Annotated in this window: 18 protein-coding genes and 1 tRNA gene; 7 read left to right on the top strand and 12 right to left on the bottom strand. The window is 63.3% G+C overall.

Annotation, left to right across the window (positions count from 1 at the left end; translation table 11 throughout):
• Nucleotides 1–5: 5 nt before the first annotated feature.
• Together P3T22_RS03960 and P3T22_RS03955 are read right to left on the bottom strand one after the other, a co-directional pair.
• On the bottom strand, nucleotides 6–494 hold the full coding sequence (locus tag P3T22_RS03960) for a hypothetical protein (protein WP_063496271.1): 489 nt from the start codon (nucleotides 492–494) through the stop codon (nucleotides 6–8).
• Nucleotides 495–614: 120 nt separating this feature from the next.
• On the bottom strand, nucleotides 615–1,952 hold the full coding sequence (locus P3T22_RS03955) for an EAL and HDOD domain-containing protein (protein WP_063496270.1): 1,338 nt from the start codon (nucleotides 1,950–1,952) through the stop codon (nucleotides 615–617).
• A 629-nt stretch (nucleotides 1,953–2,581) separates the two neighbouring features.
• On the opposite strand from P3T22_RS03955, the gene P3T22_RS03950 reads away from it, so the two are divergent.
• A tRNA-Asp gene (locus tag P3T22_RS03950) sits at nucleotides 2,582–2,658 on the top strand.
• Nucleotides 2,659–2,744: 86 nt separating this feature from the next.
• Entirely contained in the window at nucleotides 2,745–4,682 is a 1,938-nt protein-coding gene (locus tag P3T22_RS03945; protein ID WP_429324272.1) for a SurA N-terminal domain-containing protein, read from the top strand.
• Nucleotides 4,683–4,828: 146 nt separating this feature from the next.
• Here P3T22_RS03945 and P3T22_RS03940 read toward each other — a convergent pair whose 3' ends face one another.
• Nucleotides 4,829–5,170, bottom strand: a complete 342-nt coding sequence (locus P3T22_RS03940; protein ID WP_063496268.1) for a hypothetical protein — start codon at nucleotides 5,168–5,170, stop codon at nucleotides 4,829–4,831.
• 130 nt (nucleotides 5,171–5,300) lie between these two features.
• Nucleotides 5,301–6,005, bottom strand: a complete 705-nt coding sequence (locus P3T22_RS03935) for an arylesterase (RefSeq protein WP_063496267.1) — start codon at nucleotides 6,003–6,005, stop codon at nucleotides 5,301–5,303.
• On the opposite strand from P3T22_RS03935, the gene P3T22_RS03930 reads away from it, so the two are divergent.
• Nucleotides 6,004–6,690: an ABC transporter ATP-binding protein gene (locus P3T22_RS03930; protein ID WP_063496266.1), complete on the top strand. Its 687-nt coding sequence runs from the start codon at nucleotides 6,004–6,006 to the stop codon at nucleotides 6,688–6,690. The genes P3T22_RS03935 and P3T22_RS03930 overlap by 2 nt on opposite strands.
• A 155-nt stretch (nucleotides 6,691–6,845) precedes the next feature.
• Here the strand turns inward: P3T22_RS03930 and pgi are convergent, their stop codons facing one another.
• The 3 genes from pgi to P3T22_RS03915 form a co-directional block, all read right to left on the bottom strand.
• A complete protein-coding gene (gene pgi / locus P3T22_RS03925; RefSeq protein WP_429324271.1) occupies nucleotides 6,846–8,468 on the bottom strand; it encodes a glucose-6-phosphate isomerase in 1,623 nt (540 codons plus the stop codon).
• Between the two features lie 273 nt (nucleotides 8,469–8,741).
• Complete coding sequence (locus P3T22_RS03920; protein WP_429324270.1) at nucleotides 8,742–10,367, bottom strand: NAD(P)H-hydrate dehydratase; 1,626 nt, start codon at nucleotides 10,365–10,367, stop codon at nucleotides 8,742–8,744.
• 88 nt (nucleotides 10,368–10,455) lie between these two features.
• Entirely contained in the window at nucleotides 10,456–11,763 is a 1,308-nt protein-coding gene (locus P3T22_RS03915; protein ID WP_429324269.1) for an FAD-dependent oxidoreductase, read from the bottom strand.
• Between the two features lie 339 nt (nucleotides 11,764–12,102).
• Between P3T22_RS03915 and purL the strand changes: the two genes are divergently transcribed.
• Complete coding sequence (gene purL, locus P3T22_RS03910; RefSeq protein WP_429324268.1) at nucleotides 12,103–16,182, top strand: phosphoribosylformylglycinamidine synthase; 4,080 nt, start codon at nucleotides 12,103–12,105, stop codon at nucleotides 16,180–16,182.
• Between the two features lie 172 nt (nucleotides 16,183–16,354).
• Here purL and P3T22_RS03905 read toward each other — a convergent pair whose 3' ends face one another.
• The 5 genes from P3T22_RS03905 to P3T22_RS03885 form a co-directional block, all read right to left on the bottom strand.
• The gene (locus P3T22_RS03905; protein WP_429324267.1) at nucleotides 16,355–17,134 is read right to left on the bottom strand and encodes a peptidylprolyl isomerase; all 780 of its coding nucleotides are present in this window, start codon (nucleotides 17,132–17,134) and stop codon (nucleotides 16,355–16,357) included.
• 11 nt (nucleotides 17,135–17,145) lie between these two features.
• Nucleotides 17,146–17,460 (bottom strand): BolA family protein, encoded by a 315-nt coding sequence (locus P3T22_RS03900; protein WP_028196576.1) that lies wholly within the window; start codon nucleotides 17,458–17,460, stop codon nucleotides 17,146–17,148.
• A 1-nt stretch (nucleotide 17,461) separates the two neighbouring features.
• Nucleotides 17,462–17,992 (bottom strand): septation protein A, encoded by a 531-nt coding sequence (locus tag P3T22_RS03895; protein WP_063496260.1) that lies wholly within the window; start codon nucleotides 17,990–17,992, stop codon nucleotides 17,462–17,464.
• 272 nt (nucleotides 17,993–18,264) lie between these two features.
• Nucleotides 18,265–18,687: a peptide-methionine (R)-S-oxide reductase MsrB gene (gene msrB, locus P3T22_RS03890; protein ID WP_429324266.1), complete on the bottom strand. Its 423-nt coding sequence runs from the start codon at nucleotides 18,685–18,687 to the stop codon at nucleotides 18,265–18,267.
• Nucleotides 18,688–18,725: 38 nt separating this feature from the next.
• Complete coding sequence (locus tag P3T22_RS03885; protein ID WP_063496258.1) at nucleotides 18,726–20,282, bottom strand: protein adenylyltransferase SelO; 1,557 nt, start codon at nucleotides 20,280–20,282, stop codon at nucleotides 18,726–18,728.
• Nucleotides 20,283–20,540: 258 nt separating this feature from the next.
• Between P3T22_RS03885 and P3T22_RS03880 the strand changes: the two genes are divergently transcribed.
• The 3 genes from P3T22_RS03880 (at nucleotide 20,541) to P3T22_RS03870 (ending at nucleotide 25,789) form a co-directional block, all read left to right on the top strand.
• Nucleotides 20,541–22,226 carry a 3-(methylthio)propionyl-CoA ligase gene (locus P3T22_RS03880; RefSeq protein WP_063496257.1) on the top strand — a complete coding sequence of 562 codons (1,686 nt, stop codon included), beginning with the start codon at nucleotides 20,541–20,543 and terminating at the stop codon, nucleotides 22,224–22,226.
• Nucleotides 22,227–22,368: 142 nt separating this feature from the next.
• Complete coding sequence (locus P3T22_RS03875; RefSeq protein WP_429324265.1) at nucleotides 22,369–24,453, top strand: 3-hydroxyacyl-CoA dehydrogenase NAD-binding domain-containing protein; 2,085 nt, start codon at nucleotides 22,369–22,371, stop codon at nucleotides 24,451–24,453.
• A 157-nt stretch (nucleotides 24,454–24,610) separates the two neighbouring features.
• Nucleotides 24,611–25,789 (top strand): acetyl-CoA C-acyltransferase, encoded by a 1,179-nt coding sequence (locus tag P3T22_RS03870; RefSeq protein ID WP_063496255.1) that lies wholly within the window; start codon nucleotides 24,611–24,613, stop codon nucleotides 25,787–25,789.
• The last annotated feature ends 5 nt before the right edge of the window (nucleotides 25,790–25,794 follow it).

Here is a 25,794-nt window from a genome sequence, read left to right as displayed (position 1 = left end):
AAGTGTCACTCGAGGGCCTTGAGCGTTAACAAGTCCGCCTCCCACGCGGCGATTTTCTCTGCCCATTCCCGCGCCTGTTTGTCATGCTTGTCGGCGGCTTCCTGACCATCCCTATATTCTCCCGCGACGTACCCATACCAAATGGCGGCAGCAAGCAGCGCCGGAAGGACCCCGGGCCCGAGCCGGTACGCAAGCACGAACACCAAAAACGTCGTGGCCGCCCGGAAGGCCGTATTGTATGTGGACCTCGCCATCGGTTGCGCGTTCGGCGCGCTGCAGGAGATGCTTGCTTCTAACAACCGTATTGCTCTCGCTCGGTACTGGCTGCGGATGCCGGTGTCCCGAATCAGCTTCGCCGTCTGGGAAAAGTCCATCCAGTTCAGTTCGGCATCCAACCTGCCGAGCCGCGGTTTGACGATGGTTGCGAAATACTCGCTGAACGCTTTCTGCGCTAACGCGAACTGTTCGTGCTGGTTGCACGTGCTTGTCGCCATGGCTTCTCCCGAATCCTCACGCCTTGCGGCCCTTGGTGCAGCACGACGGCTGCATGACATCGATACCCCCTAACGCCCTTGCGTGGCGAAGTGCCGTGATCGCCCATTGCTCGGGCTTGGCTACAACCGTCCACTGACGCCTGCCGATGCCGCTGTCGAGCGCGGCATGCCGTGATGCGGCCGCTCGAGCTCGGAAAGGCTTTGGTCCGCCGACCCGGCCCACACCGCCGCCTGCGCGGCTAGCTCAGCCAGGTTAGGGGTGGTCGGGGACGCGATCTGCTCGGCGATGCAATCGAACCGGTCCCAATTGCCGAGCTCCAGCGCTTCGATGGCACTCAAGAGCGTTCCGAGCACGCCCTCGCGACGCAATAGGGCCGCGCGAACCGTGTCCGACACGGGAAAGTCCCGGATCGTGTGATCGAGGGAGTCTCCCGAGGCCGCCTCCACCAGGGAAAGCACGCCGGTGAGAAATGCGCATTCGGCGTCGTCAGCGTCGACATCTGGCATTCGGTCAACGGCCAGTTCCATGAAACGGGCCCGCGTCAAGGCGAGCTGAGCGAGCGGATTGTGCTCGAGCGAGGCGATGCTGTCGTCCGCGTAGAGTAGTAATTGAGCCCAGCGTCCCAGACGGCTCGTGCCAATCGCACTGATGGCGTCGCGCAGCGTTGTCGATGATGTGGGACCGTGCCGGCACGCCTGCAGGTTGGCCATGCGCATCACGTGCGTGGTGAGCGCCGGGACCCGCTTCAATTCCGCTTCAATCTCGGTCAGGGATGGGTCCAGTTCGATCAACCGCAACAGCCGAAGCAATGAATGACGCGGTGTATGGACGCGGCGCGTCGTCAGGATCTCGGGGTGGGCAAAGAAGTACCCCTGAAACAGGTCGAATCCGCACTTGCGCGTTGCTTCAAATGCGGCCATCGTTTCCACTTTCAGGGCAATCAGTGTCTTTCCTCTTGCCTTCAATGCACGCACGAGGACCGTTTGCGTTTCCGGGTGGCAACGGCTGACATCAATCTTGATCGCCTCCGCGAAAGGCAGAAGCAGCGCGAAGGTCTCATCCGGCCGCGTGATTGCGTCCAGCACGAACCGATAACGCTTGGCGCGCAACTCGGCGAGCCGCTGCAGCAACGTTTCGTCGACGTGCAGATCCGGCGGCAGCTCCAGCATGAAACGGTCGGGCGCAACAACGTCGAACGAATCGCTCAACAATATCTCGCGACTCACGTTCAAGTATCCGACGTGCTTGCCCAGCACGCTTTCTATCCCGATTTCGCCGATAACGCGTTTGATGACTCTCGCCGTGGCGGCTCGCAAGTCGTCGATGGCCGCGTAGTTGGAGGCGTCTTCGCGCACGAGCAATTCGTATCCGCAAAGATTGCCCTCCCGATCGAGCAGCGGCTGTCGGGCGAGATAGGTGCGGTCAGGGGCTGATGCGGCCTCGGCGCGTGCTGGCATTGGGTGTCCCTCATGCAGTAACAAAAGGCTGGCCAAAGTTCGAGCAAATCGTGTGCCAATGCAGGCGACGTGAGACCGGGCGCGAGTTCGAACCGCGCGTTCGCGACGCGTGAAAACTGCGCGACTATGTGCGGCGTGCCGTTTGGCCCTTCCGTGCGGGACCTGGCAGATCCGAGGGGGTGCGTTCGCGCATTGGCTACGTTCAAGCGCGGGCTCTGGCATTACGTAACAAATGACGCGGCGTTCCCGAGCATCCGTAACATGGCCGCAGGCGCAGACCCGACAGATGTCGCGACAGCGTGTCACGACGCCGAACCATCTGTGGCTGGCGCGCTCAGCAGGGACGAGCCGCATAATTCCCGCAGTTACGGGAGTCGCGGAACAGGGGCAAGGTCACTTTGCCAGGTTGCGAGTAGCATAAGAGGCGCGATGCCTTCAGGTTAGCTGCACGGCCAGATTTCCGTTGCCAAGTAGCTACATTTGCGGCAGAATCCCGGATCGTTGTATTTTTCGTTGTATCCGCTGGATCGAATTGCGTGGGCGTTTTACCCCATAAGGCTTTGCTGGGTGTTTTCGAGCCCATCGGCATTTCAGATTCGGCTAAGTGTTTCAGCTCAGTTGCAGTATAAGGAGTGGTAGTTCAGTCGGTTAGAATACCGGCCTGTCACGCCGGGGGTCGCGGGTTCGAGTCCCGTCCACTCCGCCAGCATCCACGAAAGGCGAACTCCGGTTCGCCTTTTTTATTGCCCGCTGTTGTAAGATCGGGCGTTCTGTTTTGGGCACTCCTTACGCATGCTCGATTTTTTCCGCAATCACAAACGCCTGATGATGTTCATGCTCATCCTCGTCATTGTGCCGGGGTTGGGTTTTGTAGGTATTCAAGGCTTCCGCGGCTTCTTTGACGAAAGTGCAAACGTCGCCAGCGTCAACGGTCACAAGATCACGCGCGCAGAGTATGACGACGCGACGCGTCAGCAACTCGACCGCGCCCGTCAGATGCTCGGCGCGCAGTTCGACATGAAGTCGTTCGACACGCCTGAGCGCCGTCGCGAAATGCTCGACGGTCTGATCGAGCAGCGTGTGCTGGCCGACGAAACACAGCGCCTGCATCTGACCGCATCTGACGACGCCGTGCGCCGCGTGCTGCTGAACGATCCGGTGATCTCGTCGCTGAAGAATCCTGACGGCTCGATCGACGTCGACCGCTACAAGCAGTTGCTCGCGATGCAGGGCATGACGCCCGATCAATACGACGAACGTGTGCGCTACAGCCTCGCCACGCAGCAGTTGCCTGCGAGCATTCAAGGCAGCGCCTTCACGTCGAAGACCCTCGCACAGCATTTGACCGAGCTCGCCGAACAGCAGCGCGAAGTGCAGGGCATCGCGTTCCATCCGCGTGACTATGCAGCCAAGGTGCAGCCGACGGATGCGCAACTGCAGGCGTACTACGACGCGCATCGCAACGACTTCGCCACGCCGGCCACGGCGACGATCCAGTATCTGGTGATGTCGCCGGCAACCTTGTCTGCAGCCGTGCAGCCGAGCGACGCCGACCTGAAGAAGTACTACGACGACAACATCGCGCATTACCGCACGGACGGCCAGGTGCGCGCGAGCCACATCCTGATTGCCGCGCCGAAAGATGCCAGCGCGGCTGACAAGGCCAAGGCGAAGCAGAAGGCCGAAGAGTTGCTCGCGCAGATCAAGGCGCATCCGGACCAGTTCGCGCAAATCGCGCAGCAGAACTCGCAGGATCCGGGTTCGGCGTCGAAGGGCGGCGACCTGGGCTACTTCGGCCGCGGCATGATCGCAGGCGGCCAGGTGTTCGACGACGCCGTGTTCGGCCTCAAGAAAGACGAAGTCAGCGGCATCGTGCAAACCGACTTCGGCTATCACATCGTCAAGGTCACGGACGTGAAGCCGGCCGTCACAAAACCGTTCGACGAAGTGAAAGATCAGATCGCAAAAGACCTGAAGACACAGCTGGCAAGCAAGGCATTCAGCGACGACTCGGAAGGCTTCACGTCGGTCGTCTACGAGAAGGCGAAGAGCCTGCAGCCTGCCGCCGACAAGTACAAGCTGCAACTGCAAACGGCCACCGTGACGCCGCAGCCGGATCCGAAGCTGCCGCCTGACAGCCCGCTGAACAATGCGAAGTTACTGGCTGCGGTCTTCGCAAACGATGCGGTCACTGCACGCAACAACACGCAAGCGATCGACGTCGGCAGTAACACGCTGATCGCGGCACGCGTGACCGATTACAAGGCTGCAGCCGTGCCGGCGCTCGACGCCGTCAAGGACGCAGTGCGTCAGAAAGTGATTGCGGCTCAGTCGAACGATGCAGCTCACAAGGACGGCATCGCGAAGCTGGCTGAGTTCGACAAGTCGAAGGCCACGACAGGCTTCTCGTCGCCACTGAAAGTTTCGCGCAACGACGCGCAAGGCGTGCCACCGGCTGCATTGAGTGCAATCTACAAAGCGGACGCACAAAAGTTACCCGCCTACGTCGGTGTGGATCTGGGTGACGACGGCTATGCGATCTATCGCGTGAACGCAGTTGTTGCCGGTGCCTCGATCGATCCGAAGCGTTTGGCTGCCGCGCAGCAGCAGATTGCGCAAGTCGACGCTCAGTCCGAAGCAGAGGCGTACGTCGAGGCGCTGCGCGCGCGTTCGAAGGTGAAGTTCTATGGCTCGCTCGACAGCAGCAATGCTCAGGCGAGCGGCGAATAAGATCCAGCTTCAACTCCTGCACGCAAGCAAGTAAAGCGCGCAGATGCAAAAAAGCCCCGCAAATTTTGCGGGGCTTTTTCAATTGACGCGCGCAAAGCGCGTCAATTGGTTTGCCTGAGTGCGCGGCTTATTATGCCGTCAGCCGCTTACAGGCAAGCGCTGATCGAGCTGGTGGCATCGCTCCCCGCAGCGCCATTGGCGCGGAACCCGACCCATGAACCCGGGCCGGTATAGGAGGGCCGTACGACGGCGGCGGCGCCGTCAGGCGGCTGCTGACCCGGCACATAGACATCCATTGCCTGATCGTTAGCCAGGATGTCTTGCGACACGACTTGCTGTTGCGAACTATCGGCCCACTTGTGCGCAATGCACGTCGCGACGACCTTCGGCGGCTGCTGGCTTTGGCCCACGGATTGGACGCCGGTAGGCGGTTGAGCGGCGCCTGCAGAAATTGCCACGGTCAAAGCGATTAACGGTAAATATTTCACGTTATCTCCTCAAAAGTCGCTCAGAATCGAGCCGGGTTACACGGGATTACGAAAGTGCCGGATCGACTTCATCGATCCGCTTACCGATCCGCGTTCCCCAATTACCGGAAACAAGTTGCTAGCGAGCTTTTCAGTGCGGCGAACTTGTGCGAAGGAGTGGCTTGACAGCTGGCCACACGTTATTGAGTAGCACTGGCTGTGCCTGCTGCGTGGGATGGATCTGGTCCGCCTGAAACATGTCCGGTTTGTCGGCGATACCGGCCAGCAGGAAGGGCACCAGCGGCACGCGCAATTGCTTCGAGAGTTCGCCGTACAGGCCGTGGAACTTTTGCGTGTAGTCGGGGCCGTAATTGGGTGGCACATACATGCCAATCAGCACGACCTTCGCGTGACTCTGTTGAGCCTGCTCGATGATCGTACGCAGGTTGTCTTCGGTCGTTGCGAGCGGCACGCCGCGCAACGCATCGTTGGCACCGAGCTCGACGATCACGATGCTCGGCTTGAGCCGCTGCAGGAGCGCCGGCAAGCGGGCCCGGCCACCGCTCGTAGTGTCGCCGCTGATGCTCGCATTGGCGACGCTATAATCGATTCGCTCATCGGTGAGGCGCTGGCGCATCAAGGCAACCCAGCCAGTGTCGCGGGGCAAGCCGTATTCGGCGGAGATGCTGTCGCCGAGTACGACGATCACCGGCTTGGCCTGTTCGGGTGCGTTGGCCGCACGGGCTGGGAAGGCCAGCGAAAACAGGGTGGCGGCCAGCACGGCCGAGCCGAATGCCGTAGTCAGCGCCAGCGCGCGAGGCGCTACGGCGCGCACTTTCAACCTACGCTTCACCATGCTAAACAAAACTGATCCAGTCATTGCAGTGCGGGGTTTGTGCAAGAAGGTTAAGGATGCAACGGGTGAACTGACGATTCTCGAAGACATCGATCTTGCTATCGATGCCGGCAGCAGTGTGGCGATCGTCGGTGCATCCGGGTCGGGCAAGTCTACGCTGCTCGGCTTGCTCGCAGGATTGGACAGCGCGAGCTCCGGCTCGGTTCGGCTGCTCGGTCGCGAACTCACCGAACTGAACGAAGACGAGCGCGCCGCGTTGCGCAGCGGCTCGGTCGGTTTCGTGTTCCAGTCGTTTCAATTGATGCCGCATTTGACGGCGCTTGAAAACGTCACCTTGCCGCTCGAACTGCAAGGCGGCATCGGGACGCGTGAGGCTGCGGCGCGTGCGCGCGGCTTGCTGGAGCAGGTAGGACTCGCTCAGCGCACGGGGCACTATCCGAAGCTGCTGTCGGGCGGCGAACAGCAGCGGGTTGCGCTTGCGCGCGCGTTTGTTACGCATCCGGCGATCCTGTTCGCCGACGAGCCGACCGGCAGTCTTGATGCAGCCACTGGTCACGCAGTGATCGATCTGATGTTCGAGATGAACCGTGCGAACGGCGCCACGCTGATCCTCGTCACGCACGACGTCGAGCTGGCGCGCCGCTGCGATACGACGGTGACCATCGAAGCGGGGCGTCTGGCCTGAGCGTGCGAGCAACACATCGCTCGTTCGTACAAAGCAAAGCGGACCACAAGAGCCCGCTTTGCTTTCCATCTGATGCAACTCGATAACACAAAGCCGCTAACCAGGCGCGCGTGAACAATCAGCGCATGCGGCACGAACAAGCGCGTCGCTCACGCTCAGCGCTTCAATGCAGCACGCGCCCGCGCGATCAACGCCGACGTCGAGGAGTCGTGCTTCTTTTCATCGACGCTGGCCGACGTCAGATCCGCCTCGACCACCTTGCCGAGGATCTTGCCCAACTCGACGCCCCATTGATCGAACGGATTGATGTCCCATACCGATGCCTGCACCAGCACCTTGTGCTCGTACAACGCGATCAATGCGCCAAGCGAACGCGCCGTGAGGGCATCGACCAGCAGCGTCGAGGTCGGACGGTTGCCCGGAAACACCAGGTGCGGCGCCAGTTCAGGCTTGTCCGCACCGGCAACCTTCTTCGCTTCTTCGAGCGTGCGTCCCAGCATCAGCGCTTCGCTTTGCGCGAAGCAGTTCGCCAGCAGCTTCGGATGATGACTGACAAGCGGATGCTCCGGCGTCAACACTGCGATGAAGTCGATCGGCACGATGGTCGGACCCTGGTGCAGCATCTGGAAGAACGCATGCTGTCCGTTCGTACCCGGTTCACCCCACGTCACCGCAGAGGTCGGATAGTCGACCATCACGCCATCCAGGCGCGCCGACTTGCCGTTGCTCTCCATTTCGAGTTGTTGCAGATACGACGGCAGGAAATGCAGCGCTTCCGAATACGGCGCGACCAGATAGCTTTGCGAGCCGAAGAAGTTGCGATACCAGATGCCGATCATGCCGAGCAGCACCGGCAAATTCTTGTCGAGCGGGGCGTCGCGGAAATGCTGATCCATCTCGTTGGCGCCGGCCAGCAGTTCGCCGAACTGTTGCGGGCCGATCGCGATCATGATCGATAGACCCACCGCCGACCACAGCGAATACCGCCCGCCGACCCAGTCCCACATCTCGAACACGTTCTCTTTCGCGATGCCGAACTTGACTACCTCAGCCGGGTTCGCCGACACGCCGACGAAGTGCTTCGCCAGTGCGCTTTCCGGGCAGCCTTTCTCGATGAACCAGTCACGCAGCGAGCGCGCGTTGGTCATCGTTTCGAGCGTGGTGAAGGTCTTGGAGACGATGATCGCGAGTGTCTCTTCGGGATCGATCATCTGCATCACGTTGTACAGATCCGCGCCGTCCACATTCGACACGAAATGCGTGGTGATCTCGGGCGCGGCCAGATGATGCAGCGCATGCACGACCATCTTCGGCCCGAGATCCGAGCCGCCGATGCCGATGTTCACGACGTAGCGAATCCGCTTGCCCGTATAGCCGGTCCACTCGCCGCTGCGGACCTTGTCGGCGAACGCGGCCATCCTGGCGCGTTCGGCCTGGATTTGTGCATGGAACGGCGCCTTCGGATCGGTGGCGCGCAGCGCGGTGTGCAAGGCGGCGCGGCCTTCGGTCGGGTTGACGATTGCGCCCGCGAACATCGCGTCGCGGCGTTTCTCGACGCCGGCTTCGCGCGCGAGTTGCACCAGCAGTTTCAGGGTTTCGTCGGTGATGCGGTTCTTCGAGAAATCGGCCGCGAGACCGCCGCCCGCGAACGCCAAGCGCTCAGCACGGGTAGGGGCGGGATCGTTCTCGGGGGCGAACCAGTCGCGCATGTGCGCATCGCGAATCTTCTCGTAATGCGTTTGCAGCGAGGACCAGGAGGGGAGCGAGTTCTGGGTCATAGCGTCCGTCTAACGAAGGGGCACGAAGAATGGCGCACGCGTGAAGCGCTGCCGGGGATGATGCAACGATGCTGTTAGAGCGATGCCGCGCGGCCGGGTTCGCGGTGGGTTGCCGCGAGCCTTCGCAAGCCTGCCTGGAGGTCGAACCGGCTCGCTGAAGGTTCGCTGCAACCCGCGACGACCCGGCGCGCGGCGCAGTCGATCAGTATAGCGGCGTTGCATGACAGGTGGCAGCGGTTTGGACGTCCCGGTCACACTGTGGGATGGGTGGGTTCATTCAGCCGCTGCGGGATAGAACATGCGGTTTAGCAAAGTCCGCACCATCGGGGCGAGTTCGCCCGCCGTCAAACCTGCCGGGCCGTGGCCTTGCGCGCTCAGCGTGTCGGCGGCGAGGCCGTGCAGGTAGACGCCTGCTAGCGCGGCTTCGTAACGCGGCACATGCTGGGCGAGCAATGCACCGATGATGCCGCCGAGCACATCGCCTGTGCCGCCCGTCGCGAGTGCGGCATTGCCGGTCGGATTGATCGCGACGCGGCCGTCCGGCGCGGCGATGACGGTGCCCGTGCCTTTCAGCACGACCACGGCGGCAAAGCGCGCAGCCAGTGCGCGCGCGGCGGCGAGGCGGTCGCGTTGCACGCCCGGCGCGTCGGTGCCGAGCAGGCGCGCGGCTTCGAGCGGGTGCGGCGTCAGCACGCACGGGTCGCCTTGCACGCCGCGCGCGGTGACTTCGGCCGCGAGCGACGGGTCTGTCGAAATCAGATTGAGCGCGTCGGCGTCGAACAGTTTGGGCATGTCGAGCGGCAACACGTCGTGCATGACACGCGTGGCACGATCGCGCAGACCCATGCCGCAACCGATGGCGAGTGCGTCCATCTTGTCGAGCGGCAGATCGTCAATGGCATGCAGCATCAGTTCGGGGTGCGGCGGATCGTAGGGTGGGGCGCCGTCGCCGAGCAAGGCGACGTGCACTTTACCCGCACCGGTGTAGAGCGCCGCGCGCGAGGCAAGGATCGGCGCGCCGCACATGCCGGTGTCGCCGCCGACCACGGCAAGGCTGCCGAAGGTGCCCTTGTTGGTGGCGAAGTCACGCGGCGGCAGGAAGGCGGCGAACAGTCCGGGCGCGTTGAGTTGGGCAGCCGCGCGGGTGGTGCTGTCGATGCCGATCGGCGCCACGATCACCCTGCCGGCGAGATCGCGGCCCTGTGCGGTGAAGAGGCCGGGTTTCGCGCCGATGAAGGTAATCGTGTGGGTGGCGTGGACCGCGAGGCCATGGCTCTGATTTTCGCTTCGTCCTTTGCCTTGATCCAACCCTTCGCCGACTACCGTGCCGGTGTCGCCGTCGAGACCGCTTGGCGTGTCGAGTGCCAGAACGCCGCCTCTTCCGGGCTTTGCTTTCGTGCGCTGCGAGAGTTGCCGGGCGATGGTGGCAAAGATGCCTTCCAGCGGGCGGGTCAGGCCGATGCCGAACATGCCGTCCACCAGCCACGTGTAGCTGTCCAGCGAGGCCGGCGGTGCGGTGGTGATGGCTACGCCCGCCGCGCGGGCTGTGTCGAGCGCCCAGCGGGCGTCGTCCGGCTTGACTTCAAGCGGCATGCACAGCTCTACGGCGATGCCGGACCGATGCAGCTCCGCGGCCATGATCAATGCGTCGCCGCCGTTGTTGCCGGGGCCCGCCACGACCCATACCTTGTGCTTCGCTTTTTCGGTCGATGTGTCGCGGGCGATCTGTTCTTGCAGGTAGCTGGCGGCGGCTTTGCCGGCGCGGGACATCAGCGTGTGCTGAGGCAGTGTTGCCGCTGCCTGGGTCTCGAGGATTCGCAGGTCGGTTAGCGTGAGCAGCGGCAAGGCCCGGTTGCGCGGGCTGATTAACGTCGGGAGCGTGGATTCGGGTGCAGTCATGGCGAGGCTTGACGTTCACCTTGGGCAAGGCGAGGAAGCTTTGGGAGCCACTATGGTAGTGCCGATAGGCTCCGGGCGGGTCTGCCGTTTACTGGAATCGGTCCGCGCGCAGCGCAGCCAGGGTGTCTGCGGGGACGTCGGGGGTCTTGCCCGAGATCAGGTCGGCGATCAGTTTGCCCGAACCGCATGCGAGGCCCCAGCCGGCAGGCCCGTGCCCAGCGTTGACGAACAGACGCGGATGAAGCGCATTGCCGATCACCGGCAAACCGTCTGGCGACAGCAGTTTTACGCCTTCCCATGGCAAGGCCGCGGAGATCCGGGCCGCGCCCGGGATCCAGTCGTGCGTCGCTTGGCCCAGCAGCGCCAGCGCTTCCTTCGTCAATGCCTCGCCGAGCGGCTTGTCGATCTGTCCGGCGCTCTGCAGGACCGCACCGCCCGCAACCCGCAGGCGATGATTCATGCGGCTGACCGTAATCCGCTTGACCGCATCCACTATTGCGACGTGCGGCGCGCATTCCTCATGTGCAATCGGCGCCACCAGGTTATGCAGGCGCAGCGGGTGCAGCGGCAGCCGCAGGCCCAGGCGTTCGAGCAGCGCGAGGCTGCCGTAACCCGCGGCGACGACAATCGCGTCGGCGTTGATCACGTCGACTTCGCGTGAGCGCGCTGCGGTGGCGCTGGCGCCCGGCCGTCGCGCCAGTTCCACCGCGGCGCGCTGACCTTCGAGACGGATCGCCGAGACTTCGCAGCCCAGCATGAATTGCACGCCGCCCTGCGTATCGAGGCTCTGCTTGATCAGTTTCGCGAAAAGCGGGCAATTGGCCGTGCGCTCATGGTCGAACAGCACGCCGCCGGCGAATTCCGGCTCGGTCCGCACGGAATGCTCGAACGCGGCGCATTCGGCCGGCGTCAGCACGTGATGCGGGACTTCGTATTGGCGCAGCAGATCGAGCGCAGTCTGTGTCTGCCGCCACTCCTGCTCGGAACGCACCAGATAGAGCAGGCCGCTTGCCTGTTCGAATTCCAGGCCGAAGCGCGCTTCGATATCGGCCATCGCGTCACGCGATGCTTCGATCAGCGGACGCAGCCGCGCGTACTGGCGGCTGAACGCCTCGGGCTCCTGCAAAGCGGCCAGCTGCTTGATGAACTGGCGTGCCGCGCCGTTAAAGCCGGCCTTGCTGATCACGCCGTTTTTGGCGCCCTGACGGCTCGCCATGAAGGTCGGGCCAAACCAGACGTCGAGCGGGGTCGGCAGCACGCTGCCGCCGTGCCCATAAGTCGCGCCTTGCGCGACCGTAGCGTGGCGTTCGACGACGCATACCCGGTGGCCGGCCGCGCGCAGTTGATAAGCGGTGGCGACGCCCGCAATCCCGCCGCCGATGACGATGACATCCATGATCTGATTCGATTTGCCGGCGGGACGCCGAAACGCCGCGGTCCCGTTAAGCGTGGCATGCGGCGCGTTGCCCGGCATTGCTCGGGCGGCTCGCGCCGATTTGGTGAAAGGGCGAATGATAGCAGTCAAACGGATGGCTCCGCCACGCGAGCGCCACGCCGGAGCGCCGCAGCGGCGCGCCCGAGCCGCCATGCGGAGCGCGCCAAAACCCTGGTGCGAAGCCCGCTGGAAGCCCGTTCCCGGGGTATAATCCCGGACTTCCTTTCCGCCTCACGTCGCCTTCACGCGCGACTCATCGGCATCACTCATCGGCATCATTAGCGACGCAACGTCAAGTCCATGGCCCACTTCTCGTGTTTCCCCGGCGCTTCGGCCCTTTCCGATTTCCGTCAAACCCGCCTGCTCGAAACGCTTACGCGCATCGACCCCAACATCACGGGCGTGCGCGGCCAGTATCTGCACTTCGTCAACGCGCAAACCCCGTTGTCCGCGGAAGACAACGCGAAGATCGAAGCGCTGATGCACTACGGCGATCCGCTCGAAGAAACCAAAGAGCGCGGCACGGCCGAAACCTTCCTCGTGGTGCCGCGCTTCGGCACAGTGTCGCCATGGGCCAGCAAGGCAACCGATATTGCCCACCTCTGCGGCCTCGCGCAGGTGCGCCGCATCGAGCGCGGCGTCGAATACACGGTCACGCTGAAGAGCGGCCTGCTGGGCGGCAAGAAGGCGCTCTCGGACGAAGCCCGCGCGGCCGTCGCCGCGGCGCTGCACGACCGTATGACCGAGAGCGTGTCGCCCTCGCGTGACCATGCGATGCATCTGTTCGACGAACTGCCGGCCAAGCCGCTGCAAACCGTCGACGTGCTGAGCAACGGCCGCGGCGCGCTGGAAGCGGCGAACACGGAACTGGGCCTCGCGCTCGCCGACGACGAAATCGACTACCTCGTCGACGCCTTCACGAAACTCGGCCGCAACCCGACCGACGTCGAACTGATGATGTTCGCGCAGGCCAACAGCGAACACTGCCGTCACAAGATCTTCAACGCGGAATGGACGATCGACGGCGAGAAGCAGGACATCTCGCTGTTCAACATGATCCGCAACACGGAGAAGCTGAACCCGCAGGGCACCATCGTCGCGTATTCGGACAACTCGGCGATCATGGCGGGCGGCGTGGCCGAGCGCTGGTTCCCGCACACGCCGGCTGAACCCGGCGCGCTGCCCGAACACTACCGCCGCAACGTCGAACTGACGCACACCTTGATGAAGGTGGAGACGCACAACCACCCAACCGCGATCTCGCCGTTCCCGGGCGCCTCGACCGGCGCGGGCGGTGAAATCCGCGACGAAGGCGCGACCGGCCGCGGCGCGCGTCCGAAGGCGGGTCTGGCGGGCTTCACGGTGTCGAATCTGGAATTGCCGGACGGCGTCGAAGCATGGGAAAACGCGCGCGACGCCGCTCAGCCGTTGGCGCACCGGAACCCGGACGACAAGCACGAAGCGTATGGCCGTCCTGACCGCATCGCGTCGCCGCTGCAAATCATGATCGACGGCCCGCTCGGCGGCGCCGCGTTCAATAACGAATTCGGCCGGCCGAATCTGGGTGGCTATTTCCGCGCTTACGAGCAGAACGTCGCGGGTCTGGTGCGTGGTTATCACAAGCCCATCATGATCGCTGGCGGCATCGGCAATATCTCCGACCAGCACACGCACAAGCACGATCTGCCGGAAGGGTCGCTGCTGATCCAGATCGGCGGCCCGGGTATGCGCATCGGCATGGGCGGCGGCGCCGCCAGCTCGATGGCGACCGGCACCAACACGGCCGAACTCGACTTCGACTCGGTCCAGCGCGGCAATCCGGAAATCGAGCGCCGTGCGCAGGAAGTGATCAACGCGTGCTGGCAGCTTGGCGAGAAGAACCCGATTCTGAGCATTCACGACGTGGGCGCGGGCGGTCTGTCGAACGCGTTCCCGGAAGTGGTGGACGGCGCCAGCAAGGGCGCGATCTTCGATCTGCGCAAAATCCAGCTGGAAGAGAGCGGTTTGTCGCCGCGCGAAATCTGGTCGAACGAAGCGCAGGAGCGTTACGTGCTGGCGATTGCGCCGGCCGATCTGCCGGCCTTCGAAGCGATGTGCAAGCGCGAGCGCTGCCCGTTCGCGGTGGTCGGCACGGCCACGGCCGAGCGTCAACTGAAAGTGATCGATTCTGAGTCGAACGACAACGTCGCGCACGAGCCTGTCGACATGCCGATGGAAGTGCTGCTAGGCAAGGCGCCACGCATGCATCGCGACGTGAAGCGCGTCGAGCAGAAACTCGAACCGGTGGACGTCACCGGCATCGCGTTGTCGGAAGTCGCGGTCAGCGTGCTGCGTCACCCTACGGTTGCCAGCAAGTCGTTCCTGATCACGATCGGCGACCGCTCGGTCGGCGGCACGACCGCGCGCGACCAGATGGTCGGCCCGTGGCAAGTGCCGGTGGCCGACGTCGCCATCACGACGATGGATTACGCGGGCTTCCGCGGCGAAGCGATGACCATGGCCGAGCGTACGCCGCTCGCCGTGATCAACGCGCCGGCCTCGGGCCGCATGGCGGTCGGCGAGGCAGTCACGAACATTGCGGCGGCGCCGATTGCGTCGCTCGATAAGCTCAAGCTGTCGGCCAACTGGATGGCCGCGTGCGGCGCAGCGGGCGAAGACGCCGCGCTGTACGACACGGTCAAGGCCATCGGCATGGAGTTGTGCCCCGCGCTCGGCATCAGCATTCCGGTCGGCAAGGATTCGCTGTCCATGCGCACCAAGTGGGAAGACCGTGGCGTGGCGAAGGAAGTGGTCGCGCCGGTCTCGCTGATCATCTCGGCATTCGCGCCGGTCGAAGACGTGCGCAAACACCTCACGCCGCAACTGCGCCGCGCGAGCGAGGTGGGCGATTCCGTGCTGATCGCGATCGACCTTGGCCGCGCCAGGCATCGCCTGGGCGGCAGTATTCTCGCGCAAGTCACGCAGCAGGTCGGCGACACGGTGCCGGACGTCGACGACCCTGAGGATCTGAAGCGTTTCTTCACTGCGATCCAGTCGCTCAATAGCGACGGCAAGCTGCTCGCCTACCACGACCGTTCGGATGGCGGCCTGTGGGCGACGGTTTGCGAAATGGCGTTTGCGGGTCACGTTGGCGTGTCGCTGAATGTCGACATGCTGGTGCTCGATCCGAACCACGAATCCGATTACGGCGACGCGAAAGACTGGGCGAAGCAGACCAGCGGCCGTCGTGAAGACCGCACGATCCGCGCGCTCTTCAGCGAGGAGCTTGGCGCGGTGATTCAGGTGCGCGCGACGGATCGCGACCCGGTGCTGGGCGCGTTGCGCGAACACGGTCTGTCGGCATGCTCGCATGTGATCGGCAAGACCAACGAGCGCGACACGATCGAAATCTATCGCGACGCGAAGAAGATCTACGAGGCACCGCGTACCGAATTGCATCGCGCGTGGAGCGAAGTGAGCTGGCGTATTTCGCGTCTGCGCGACAACCCCGCTTGTGCCGATGCCGAATACGATGCGCTCTCCGACGCCGCCGATCCGGGCATTTCGCCGATCCTCACGTTCGATCCGAAGGAAGACGTCGCCGCGCCGTTCATCAACACGAGTGCACGCCCGCGTGTCGCGATCCTGCGTGAGCAGGGCGTGAACTCGCACCTCGAAACGGCTTATGCCTTCGACCGCGCCGGCTTCGACGCGCACGACGTGCACATGAGCGACCTGCTGGCCGGCCGCGCCAACCTGGCGGATTTCGCCGGTGCGGTGGCGTGCGGCGGCTTCTCGTACGGCGATACGCTGGGCGCCGGTGAAGGCTGGGCGAAGGCGATCCGCTTCAACTCGCAACTGGCCGATATGTTCGCCGCGTTCTTCGGCCGCGAAGACACGTTTGCGCTGGGCATCTGCAATGGCTGCCAGATGATGAGCAGCCTCGCGTCGATGATTCCGGGCGCCGAAGCCTGGCCGAAGTTCACGCGTAACAAGTCGGAGAAATTCGAAGCGCGCTTCTCGCTGGTCGAAGTGCAGGCTTCGCCGTCGATTTTCTTTGCCGGCATGGAAGGCTCGCGCATTCCGGTGGCGATTGCGCACGGCGAGGGTTACGCGGACTTCTCGCAGCAGGGCGATGCGTCGAAGGTGGCCGTGGCGATGCGTTACGTCGATCACCGTGGTCAGGCAACGGAGCAGTATCCGTTCAACCCGAACGGTTCGCCGGACGGCATCACGTCGGTTACGACAGCCGATGGCCGCTTCACGGTGCTGATGCCGCACACCGAGCGCGTGCACCGTGCGGTGCAGATGAGCTGGCATCCGGAAGGCTGGGGCGAAGGCAGCACGGACGCGAGTCCGTGGCTGCGCGTGTTCCAGAACGCACGCCGCTGGCTGGGGTGATGATGTAGTACAGGCTGCCGCGTTATCCACGCGCGGCAGCTTGCCGGTGCTACGGCTGCGATGTCGCGGTCGAAAACCGCCGATAGATAGCACCCGAAGCGCCGACCCGAAGCGGACGCAGAAACAAAAAACCGCCCGAGGGCGGTTTCTTTTTTAGGGCAGCGAAAAACGCCTACTGAATCTTCGCGTTCTTACGCAGACCTTCTTCGAACGCCTGCAGCTTCTCCTGCTGGATCTGCTGCACGATCTGCGGGCGCACTTGCTCGAGCGGCGGCGGTGTGATGTTGCGCACGTCGTCGACACGGATGATGTGCCAGCCGAACTGCGTATGAACCGGTGCGTCGGTCATCTGGCCTTTCTGCAGATGCGTGGCCGCGTCCGCGAATTCAGGCACGTAGGCCTTCGGGTCCGACCAGTCCAGGTCGCCGCCGTTCTTGCCCGATCCCGGGTCCTTCGAGTATTGCTTGGCGAGATCTTCGAAGCTAGCGCCAGCCTTGATCTTGGCGATCAGATCCTTGGCTTGCTCTTCGTTGTCCACCAGGATGTGGTGCAGGTGATATTCCTTGCCGCCCGCGTCCTTGATCAGCGAGTTGTAGCGCGCAGTGATTTCGGCATCGGTTGGCGCGTTGTTCTTCACGAAGTCTTCGATCAGCGCGCGCAGCACGACCGTTTGCTGTGCAACGGCGATTTGCGCCTTGATGTCCGGACGATTCGGCAGGCCGCGGCGCAGCGCTTCCTGCATCAGGATTTCGCGGTTCACCAGCTCTTCGCGCACGGCCATTTGCAACTGCGGCGTGTTTTGCTGGCCTTGATGAACCAGTTGATCGACCAGTGCGTCGGCGCGCGCTTTCGGAATCGGCGTACCGTTCACGACAGCGATGTTCTGTGCAAATGCAGGTGCGGCAGCAAATGCAGCCAGCAATACCCAAAGGTGGGTTTTCTTCAAGGTCATCAGAAATTTTCCTAGCGGGGCAACAAAGCGAATTCTTCGGGCGTGTACGCCGTGATTGCAAGGGCGTGAATGCCGCGCTGCATGGCATCGGCCAGCGCATCATACACCATGCGATGCCGCGCCACGCGGGCCTTGCCGGCGAATGCGGCCGCCACGATCGTGACAGTGAAATGACCGCCAGCCGAGGCGCCGGCGTGGCCTGCGTGCTGCGCGCTGTCATCCGTGATCTGGATCGAGGCAACCGGCGCGAGCGCCGCGGTGAGGCGCGCCTCGATCAGCGCGGCGCGCTCGGCGGTGGTGGCGTGCATGAACACATCGCTTGTCATGTCATTCTTCCTTCATATACTTCGACAGCCACAAACTCTGTCCGACGATGAATACCACGAGGCACCCGGTCGCGCCGAACAGCTTGAAATTGACCCACTGGTCGGTCGTGTAGTGATACGCGACGAACAGGTTCACCAGCCCCAGCAGCACGAAGAAAATCGCCCAAACGATATTCAGCTTGCCCCAGATCGCGTGCGGCAGCGTGATCTGCTTGCCCATCATCGCTTCGATCAGGTTCTTGCTGAAGGCCAGTTGCGAGATGATCAAAGCGACCGAAAACGCCCAGTACAGCACGGTCGGCTTCCATTTGATAAAGGTGTCGTTGTGCAGCACGAGCGTCGCTCCGCCAAAGACGGTGACGACACCGAGGCTCACCCACAGCATCGGATCGACCTTGCGGTGGCGGAACGCCACCCACGCGATCTGCACCAGGGTGGCAACGATCGCCACAGCCGTCGCCGTGAAAATGCCCCATAGCTTGAAGGCGACGAAAAACAGGATGATCGGGAACAGATCGAACAGGAATTTCATTATCTGGTCGGGAATTCGGAGAGTAGGTCGGAGAGTTTGAGAAACAGGGACGCGGCGCGCCCGGTGGCATGGAGGCGGCAGAAACCCGACACGGCAGCCGGGAACTGCGCGTTGCGCCATTCGTCGCCTGATTGCCGCGCCGGGTTGACCGCTGGCTTGGCCGCTGGCTTGGCCGCTGCCTTGACCGGTTTGCAAGCCGGATGAAGGGTGTCGCGGCCAACAGGCGCCTTACGACAGCCGCCGGCCGGCCATGCGCCGAACTCCGCGCTGCGTTACTTGGGCTCGAATTGTAACGCAGCCGAATTGATGCAGTAACGCAGGCCGGTCGGCGCCGGTCCGTCTTCGAACACGTGGCCCAGATGCGCGCCGCAGTTCTTGCACTGCACCTCGATGCGCAGCATGCCGTGCGTGCGGTCGGTTTTCTCGGCGATCACTTCGCCGTTGATCGGCTTGAAGTAGCTCGGCCAGCCGCAACCGGCGTCGAACTTGGTGTCCGATTCGAACAGTGGCGTACCGCAGCAGACGCAGTCATAGATGCCGCGGTCCCAGTGGTCGTGGTAGCGGCCAGTGAAGGGGCGCTCCGTGGCCGCGTGGCGTGTCACCTGGTATTCGATGTCGGAGAGTCGCTTGCGCCATTCGGCGTCGTCTTTCTGCACGGCGGGGGCGTCGGTATTGAGGTCGTCGGGCTTGTTCATGGTCGGGGTTCCTGTCTCGAGATTGTTTTGGGGGCTCGTCACGAAGAGCAACTCACTTCCAGCGAGCTGGCCCAATCCGGCGGCAGCCCCGCATACGCTTCGTGTTCCGGCTGCTCGTCGAACGGACGGCGCAGGACTGCGGCCAGACGCTCCACTTCGGAGAAGTCCTTCTCTTTCGCACGCCGGATTGCCGTTTCCGCCAGATGATTACGAAGTACGAATTTGGGGTTCACACGGTTCATTGCAATGGCGCGCGCGGCGTTGTCGCGTGTTTCTTCGGACAGGCGCGCGCGGTAGTCGTTCACCCACGCATCGAACGCGGCGCGGTCGAGAAACAGGTCGCGCACCGGCGTGTCGCCGCTCGCATCGTGCTTCGAAATGCGCGCCAGATTGCGGAACGTCAGCGTGAAATCCGCACGGTTGGCATGCATCACTTCGAACAGGCGGTTGACCAACGTATCGTCTCCCTCGCGCTCGCTTTCCAGGCCGAGTTTCGCACGCATGCGTTTTTCCAACGCCGGTGCGAAACGCTCTTTGAAGCCGCCGAGCACGCGCTGGGCGTCTTCGATCGCCTTGTCGCCGCGCACGCTTTCGTCATGTTGTTCACCCAATAGCGGCAGCAGGCCTTGCGCGAGGCAAAAGAGATTCCAGTACGCGATCTGTGGCTGCATCTTGTACGCGTAGCGGCCTTGCGAGTCAGAGTGATTGCAGATGTAGCCGGCGTCGAAGCCGTCCATGAAACCGAACGGGCCGTAGTCGATCGTGAGACCGAGGATTGACATGTTGTCGGTATTCATCACGCCGTGGCAGAAACCGACGGCTTGCCATTCGACCATTAGATCGGCCGTCGACATCACCGCTTCATTCAGCAGCGCGAGATACGGATCGTCGGCTTCGCGGCAATGCGGATAGAAGCGTTCGATCACGTGATCGGCGAGCGCGCGCAGCGCATCGACGCGATCGTTCGAATAGAAATGCTCGAAGTGTCCGAAGCGCACGAAACTCGGCGCCACGCGTGTGACGACCGCTGCGGTTTCGACTTCCTCGCGGCGCACCGGCTGGTCGGAGCCGATCACGCACAGCGCGCGCGTGGTTGGAATGCCGAGGTGATGCATCGCCTCCGAACACAGATATTCGCGGATCGACGAACGCAGCACGGCGCGGCCGTCGCCCATGCGCGAATAGGGCGTGCGGCCCGCGCCTTTGAGCTGCAGCTCGAAGCGCTGGCCATTGTGTGCGACTTCGCCGAGACCGAGCGCGCGGCCGTCGCCGAGCTGGCCGGCCCACACGCCGAACTGATGCCCCGAATATACCGACGCATACGGCAGCGCTTCGGAGGGCCATTCACGCGTGGCGTTGCCGGAGAACAGTTCGGCGAAGCCCGGATCATTCTGGAGCCCATGCTCTAAACCGAGCAACGCAGCGGTTGCTTCGGAGAACCCGACCACGTACGGCGCGCTCAGCGGCGCGGCGGGCAGCCGCGTCAGAAATGCGCTGCCGAGGCGCGCAAACGCGCTTTCGGGCAAGGTGACAAGTGCGTTGGAAAGAGCCGACAAAGGCCCGGATAACCCTGCAATGCTTGGGGAAAACGACATGTTGAGCGCCTCTGGATTAACCGATATTGTAAGTCCGCACCCGCGGAACTGCTGGGCGGCCCTTAGCCCAAGGTTTAGCCCGACACGCGCCTGCGTGCCGGGCGTCTCCTGCCGGAGCGCACCGCGCCGTCTCGGAGCACGCCGCGCGGACCCGCCGGAGCGTTTCGCGCGACTCCTTCGCGCGACTCAAGCAGAGCGCCCCGCGCGGCCCCGAACTACAACCCCAATGACGCAAACAAGGCGAGGAGACCTCTCTTTATGACGACGCCGCTGCTTGGACAGATGATGGACGTGCCGCTCACTGTGCCCTCGTTGCTCGCGCATGCCGCGCGGCATTTCGGCGACACCGAGATCGTGTCGCGGCGCATCGAAGGCGACGTGCATCGCTATACCTACCGCGACTGCGAAAAACGCGCGAAGCAGTTGGCGCAGGCGCTGATCGCGCTTGGCGTCGAGCCTGGCGAGCGGGTGGCCACGCTGGCCTGGAACGGCTACCGGCACCTGGAAGCGTATTACGGCACGACGGGCTTCGGCGCTGTGTGCCACACGATCAATCCGCGCCTGTTTACCGACCAGATCGCCTACATCGTCAACCACGCCGACGACGCCTACGTGCTGTTCGACACCACGTTCGCACCACTCGTCGATGCGCTCGCGCCGCAGTGCCCAAAAGTGCGCGGCTGGATCGCACTGGCCGACGAAACCCATCTGCCGAAGATGCAAACGCCGGTGCTGAGCTACGAAACCCTGGTCGAAGCGCAGGATGGCGCTTACGAATGGCCGGCCATCGACGAACGGCAGGCGTCTTACCTCTGCTATACGTCGGGCACCACAGGCAACCCGAAAGGCGCGCTGTACTCACACCGCTCGACCGTGCTGCACGCGTTCGGCGCGTCGCTGCCCGATGCGATGAGTCTGTCCGCGCGCGACTCCGTGCTGCCGGTCGTGCCGATGTTCCATGTGAACGCCTGGGGCATCCCGCACGCCGCGCCACTGACCGGCGCGAAGCTGGTCTTTCCCGGCAAGGATCTCGACGGCAAATCGCTCCATGAGCTAATGGAAAGCGAACGCGTCACGTATTCGGCCGGCGTGCCGACCGTGTGGCTCGGCTTGCTCAACTACCTGCGCGAGGCCGGGGTGCGCTTCTCTTCGCTGAATCGCACGGTGATCGGCGGGTCAGCCTGTCCGCCGGCCATGCTGCGCGCCTTCGAGGACGAGTACGGTGTGCAGGTGATCCATGCATGGGGCATGACGGAAATGTCGCCGCTCGGCACCTTGTCGAAGCTGACGTGGGAGCAGAGTCAGCGTCCGTTGGCAGAGCAGCGCAAACTGCTCGAAAAGCAGGGCCATGCGCTGTACGGCGTCGATATGAAGATCGTCGGCGAAGACGGGCGCGATCTGCCGTGGGACGGGGTGGCATTCGGCGATCTGCACGTGCGCGGCCCTTGGGTGATCGACCGGTATTTCCGCAAGGACGATTCGCCGCTGGTCGATGGCTGGTTCCCGACTGGCGACGTCGCCACCATTGACCGCGACAGCTTCCTGCACATCACGGATCGCTCGAAAGACGTGATCAAGTCCGGCGGCGAGTGGATCAGTTCGATCGACATCGAGAACGTCGCGATCGCGCATCCGGCGGTGGCCGAAGCCGCGTGCATCGCCTGCGCGCATCCGAAGTGGACCGAGCGGCCGCTGCTGGTGGTCGTCAAGCGGGCGGGTTTCGACGTGACGCGCGAAGAACTGCTCGCGTTCTACGACGGCAAGGTCGCCAAATGGTGGATTCCCGACGACGTCGTCTTCGTCGACGAGCTCCCGCATACGGCCACCGGCAAGCTGCAGAAGCTCAAACTGCGCGATATCTTTCGCGACCACATCCTGCCGTCCGCGCTCGAAGACGAAAAGGATTGCCTCCTTACTTCGCTTGCCAGGGGAAACCCCATCTAACGATAAATTGAACGAGCGTGCTTTTTTGTGTATTCTGCCTGCTGACTCCGGGAACATCGGAGAGAAAGTCGGTCAACGAGCCGGCTCGATCAACCGGACGGGCGGCGCGTCATGCGCCGCCTCATCGCATGGAGGCTGGCAGATGGCAGTGGACTACACAACTCATGACGGCGTGGCCGTCATCACGCTGAACAATCCCCCCGTAAACGGTCTCGGCCTCTCGACGCGGGCCGGTATCGTCGAAGGGGTCGAGCGCGCGCAGAACGATCCGGCCATCAAGGCGATCGTGCTGACGGGCGCCGGCAAAGCCTTCTCGGGCGGTGCCGATATCACGGAATTCAACACGCCGAAGGCGACCCAGGAGCCGACGCTCGCCACGGTCATCAAAACCGTCGAGTCAAGCGCCAAGCCGGTTATCGCCGCGATTCATAGCGTCGCCATGGGCGGCGGGCTTGAGTTGGCGCTCGGCGCGCATTACCGCATCGCCGCCTCCGGCGCGCAGATCGCGCTGCCGGAAGTGAAGCTCGGCATCCTGCCAGGCGCGGGCGGCACGCAGCGTCTGCCGCGTGCAATCGGTCTTGAAGCCGCGCTCAACATGATCGTCTCGGGTGCGCCGGTGATGTCGGAGAAGCTGGCCGACTCTGGCCTCTTCGACGAAGTCGTGGAGGGCGATCTGGCAGAAGCCGCGCTCGCGTTTGCCCGCAAGGTCGGCGCGAAAGCGGGTCCGCATCCGAAGGTGCGCGACCGCAAGATCGAGCATCCGAATGCTGCCGGTTTCATTCAGTTCGCGCGCAATAGCGTCGCGGCTGTCGCGAAGAATTTCCCGGCGCCGCAGAAATGTATCGACGCAGTGGAAGCGGGCGTGCAGAACGGTTTCGATAAGGGCCTCGCATTCGAACGCGAATGCTTCATCGCGCTCGTGCAGACGCCCGAAAGCCATGCGCTGCGTCATGCGTTCTTTGGCGAACGCGCGGCAAGCAAGATTCCCGATGTGCCGTCGGACACTGTTGCTCGCGAGATCAGGCAGGTGGCCGTGATCGGCGCCGGCACGATGGGCGGCGGTATCGCGATGAACTTTATCAACGCGGGCATTCCGGTCACGCTGCTGGAAACCAAACAGGAAGCGTTGGACCGCGGCATCGCCACGATCCGCAAGAATTACGAAGCCACCGTCAAGAAAGGTAAGCTCAAGCCCGAAGCGCTGGAACAGCGCATGGCGCTGATCACGCCTACGCTCTCCTACGACAACCTGAAAAACGCCGACCTGATCGTCGAAGCGGTGTTCGAAGAACTCGGCGTCAAGAAGCAGGTATTCAAGCAGCTCGACGAAGTGGCGAAGCCCGGCGCGATCCTCGCATCGAACACGTCCACGCTGGACGTCGACAAGATCGCCGCTTTCACGAAGCGTCCGCAGGACGTGGTCGGCATGCACTTCTTCAGCCCGGCTAACGTGATGAAGCTGCTCGAAGTCGTGCGCGGCAAGGAAACGGCGAAAGACGTGCTCGCCACCGTCATGAAACTCGCCAGGAAGATCAAAAAGACCGCCGTGGTCTCGGGCGTGTGCGACGGCTTCATCGGCAACCGGATGATCGAGCAGTACATCCGTCAAGCGCTCTTCATGCTTGAAGAAGGCGCGTTGCCCGCGCAAGTGGACAAGGCTATCGAGAAGTTCGGCTTCGCGATGGGCCCGTTCCGCATGAGCGATCTGGCGGGCAACGACATCGGCTGGGCGATCCGCAAGCGCCGCTATCAGGAACATCCGGACATGCACTACTCGAAGATCGCCGATCGTCTCTGCGAGATGGGGCGCTTCGGCCAGAAGACCGGTGGCGGCTGGTACGACTACAAGGCGGGCGACCGCACCGCGTATCCGTCGAAAGTGGTCGACGAGATGATCGCGGCGTTCTCGAAGGAAACCGACGCCGAGCGCCGCAAGATCAGCGACGAGGAAATCGTCGAGCGCCTCGTGTTCGCGCTCGTGAACGAAGGCGCGAAGATTCTCGAGGAAGGCATTGCGTCGAAGGCGTCGGACATCGACATGGTTTATCTGACCGGCTACGGCTTCCCGCTCTATCGCGGCGGTCCGATGCTGTACGCGGATACGGTCGGCCTCTACAACGTCGAGCGTGCGATTCGCCGCTATGCGTCGCGGCCGAATGGCGACGCGTGGCAACTGGCGCCGAGCATCGCGGAGCTGGCGGCGAAGGGCCGTGGGTTCAACGGCTGAATCGCCGCTGCCTGGGCGAAACGAGTGGAATGAGTGAAGTGGGGCGACTGTGCGATCCGCCAGCGCGCCCACCATCAACGTCTGGAAGTACCAGCCAACTTGCATGGGACCGGAGTAAGCGCTAAAGCGCTAACTCCGGTCGACACAGGAGAGATGCATGACTGATGCCGTAATCGTATCGACCGCCCGTACGGGCCTCGCCAAATCATGGCGCGGCGGTTTCAACATGACGCACGGCGCGACGCTAGGCGGCCATGCGACGCAGGCCGCTGTCGAGCGCGCAAAGCTGGACCCGGCGCGCATCGAAGACGTGATCATGGGCTGCGCGAATCCGGAAGGCGCAACGGGCATGAACATCGCGCGCCAGATCGCACTGCGCGCCGGTTTGCCGGTTAGCGTGCCGGGTATGACGGTGAACCGTTTCTGCTCGTCGGGTTTGCAGACCATCGCACTGGCCGCGCAGCGCGTGATCGCCGGTGAGGGCGATGTGTTCGTCGCGGGGGGCGTGGAGTCGATCTCGTGCGTGCAGAACGAGATGAACGACCACATGATGACCGAAGGCTGGCTCAGCAAGAACAAGCCGGAAATCTACTGGTCGATGTTGCAGACCGCAGAGAACGTTGCGAAGCGCTACTCGATCTCGAAGGAGCGTCAGGACGAATACGGCGTGCGCTCGCAACAGCGTGCCGCGGCCGCACTCGAAGCCGGCAAGTTCAAGGACGAGATCGTGCCGCTGACGGTGTTGGCCGGCGTCGCCGACAAAGCGACCGGCCGTCTCTACACGAAGGAAGTGACCGTCAGCGCCGACGAGGGCATTCGTGCCGACACGACGCTCGAAGGCGTGTCGAAGATTCGTACTGCGATGCCGGGCGGCGTGATCACCGCAGGTAATGCGAGCCAGTTTTCGGACGGCGCGTCGGCTTGCGTCGTGATGAACGCGAAAGTCGCGGAGCGCGAAGGTCTGCAACCGCTCGGCATTTTCCGCGGCTTTGCGGTGGCCGGCTGCGAGCCGGACGAGATGGGCATCGGCCCGGTGTTCGCCGTGCCGAAGCTGCTCAAGCAGGCAGGCCTGAAAGTCGAAGATATCGACCTGTGGGAGTTGAACGAAGCGTTTGCGGTGCAGGTGCTGTATTGCGCCGACAAGCTCGGCATTCCGCACGACCGCCTGAACGTGAACGGCGGCGCGATTGCGGTGGGCCATCCGTATGGGGTGTCGGGCGCGCGTTTGACCGGCCATGCGCTGATCGAAGGCAAGCGGCGCGGTGCGAAGCTAGTCGTCGTGACGATGTGTATCGGCGGTGGCCAAGGTGCGGCGGGCCTGTTCGAAGTGGTTTGATCAGG

The organism is Paraburkholderia sp. GAS348 (assembly GCF_050434205.1).
Taxonomy (GTDB): domain Bacteria; phylum Pseudomonadota; class Gammaproteobacteria; order Burkholderiales; family Burkholderiaceae; genus Paraburkholderia.
This window is presented reverse-complemented; position numbering and strand designations above follow the sequence as displayed.

Bases quoted from the DNA above. Each gene is read 5' to 3' on its own strand.
- P3T22_RS03960 (WP_063496271.1), bottom strand. From the start codon at position 494: ATGGCGACAAGCACGTGCAACCAGCACGAACAGTTCGCGTTAGCGCAG.
- P3T22_RS03955 (WP_063496270.1), bottom strand. From the start codon at position 1,952: ATGCCAGCACGCGCCGAGGCCGCATCAGCCCCTGACCGCACCTATCTC.
- P3T22_RS03945 (WP_429324272.1), top strand. From the start codon at position 2,745: ATGCTCGATTTTTTCCGCAATCACAAACGCCTGATGATGTTCATGCTC.
- P3T22_RS03930 (WP_063496266.1), top strand. From the start codon at position 6,004: ATGCTAAACAAAACTGATCCAGTCATTGCAGTGCGGGGTTTGTGCAAG.
- P3T22_RS03935 (WP_063496267.1), bottom strand. From the start codon at position 6,005: ATGGTGAAGCGTAGGTTGAAAGTGCGCGCCGTAGCGCCTCGCGCGCTG.
- pgi (WP_429324271.1), bottom strand. From the start codon at position 8,468: ATGACCCAGAACTCGCTCCCCTCCTGGTCCTCGCTGCAAACGCATTAC.
- P3T22_RS03920 (WP_429324270.1), bottom strand. From the start codon at position 10,367: ATGACTGCACCCGAATCCACGCTCCCGACGTTAATCAGCCCGCGCAAC.
- P3T22_RS03915 (WP_429324269.1), bottom strand. From the start codon at position 11,763: ATGGATGTCATCGTCATCGGCGGCGGGATTGCGGGCGTCGCCACCGCT.
- purL (WP_429324268.1), top strand. From the start codon at position 12,103: ATGGCCCACTTCTCGTGTTTCCCCGGCGCTTCGGCCCTTTCCGATTTC.
- P3T22_RS03905 (WP_429324267.1), bottom strand. From the start codon at position 17,134: ATGACCTTGAAGAAAACCCACCTTTGGGTATTGCTGGCTGCATTTGCT.
- P3T22_RS03900 (WP_028196576.1), bottom strand. From the start codon at position 17,460: ATGACAAGCGATGTGTTCATGCACGCCACCACCGCCGAGCGCGCCGCG.
- P3T22_RS03895 (WP_063496260.1), bottom strand. From the start codon at position 17,992: ATGAAATTCCTGTTCGATCTGTTCCCGATCATCCTGTTTTTCGTCGCC.
- msrB (WP_429324266.1), bottom strand. From the start codon at position 18,687: ATGAACAAGCCCGACGACCTCAATACCGACGCCCCCGCCGTGCAGAAA.
- P3T22_RS03885 (WP_063496258.1), bottom strand. From the start codon at position 20,282: ATGTCGTTTTCCCCAAGCATTGCAGGGTTATCCGGGCCTTTGTCGGCT.
- P3T22_RS03880 (WP_063496257.1), top strand. From the start codon at position 20,541: ATGACGACGCCGCTGCTTGGACAGATGATGGACGTGCCGCTCACTGTG.
- P3T22_RS03875 (WP_429324265.1), top strand. From the start codon at position 22,369: ATGGCAGTGGACTACACAACTCATGACGGCGTGGCCGTCATCACGCTG.
- P3T22_RS03870 (WP_063496255.1), top strand. From the start codon at position 24,611: ATGACTGATGCCGTAATCGTATCGACCGCCCGTACGGGCCTCGCCAAA.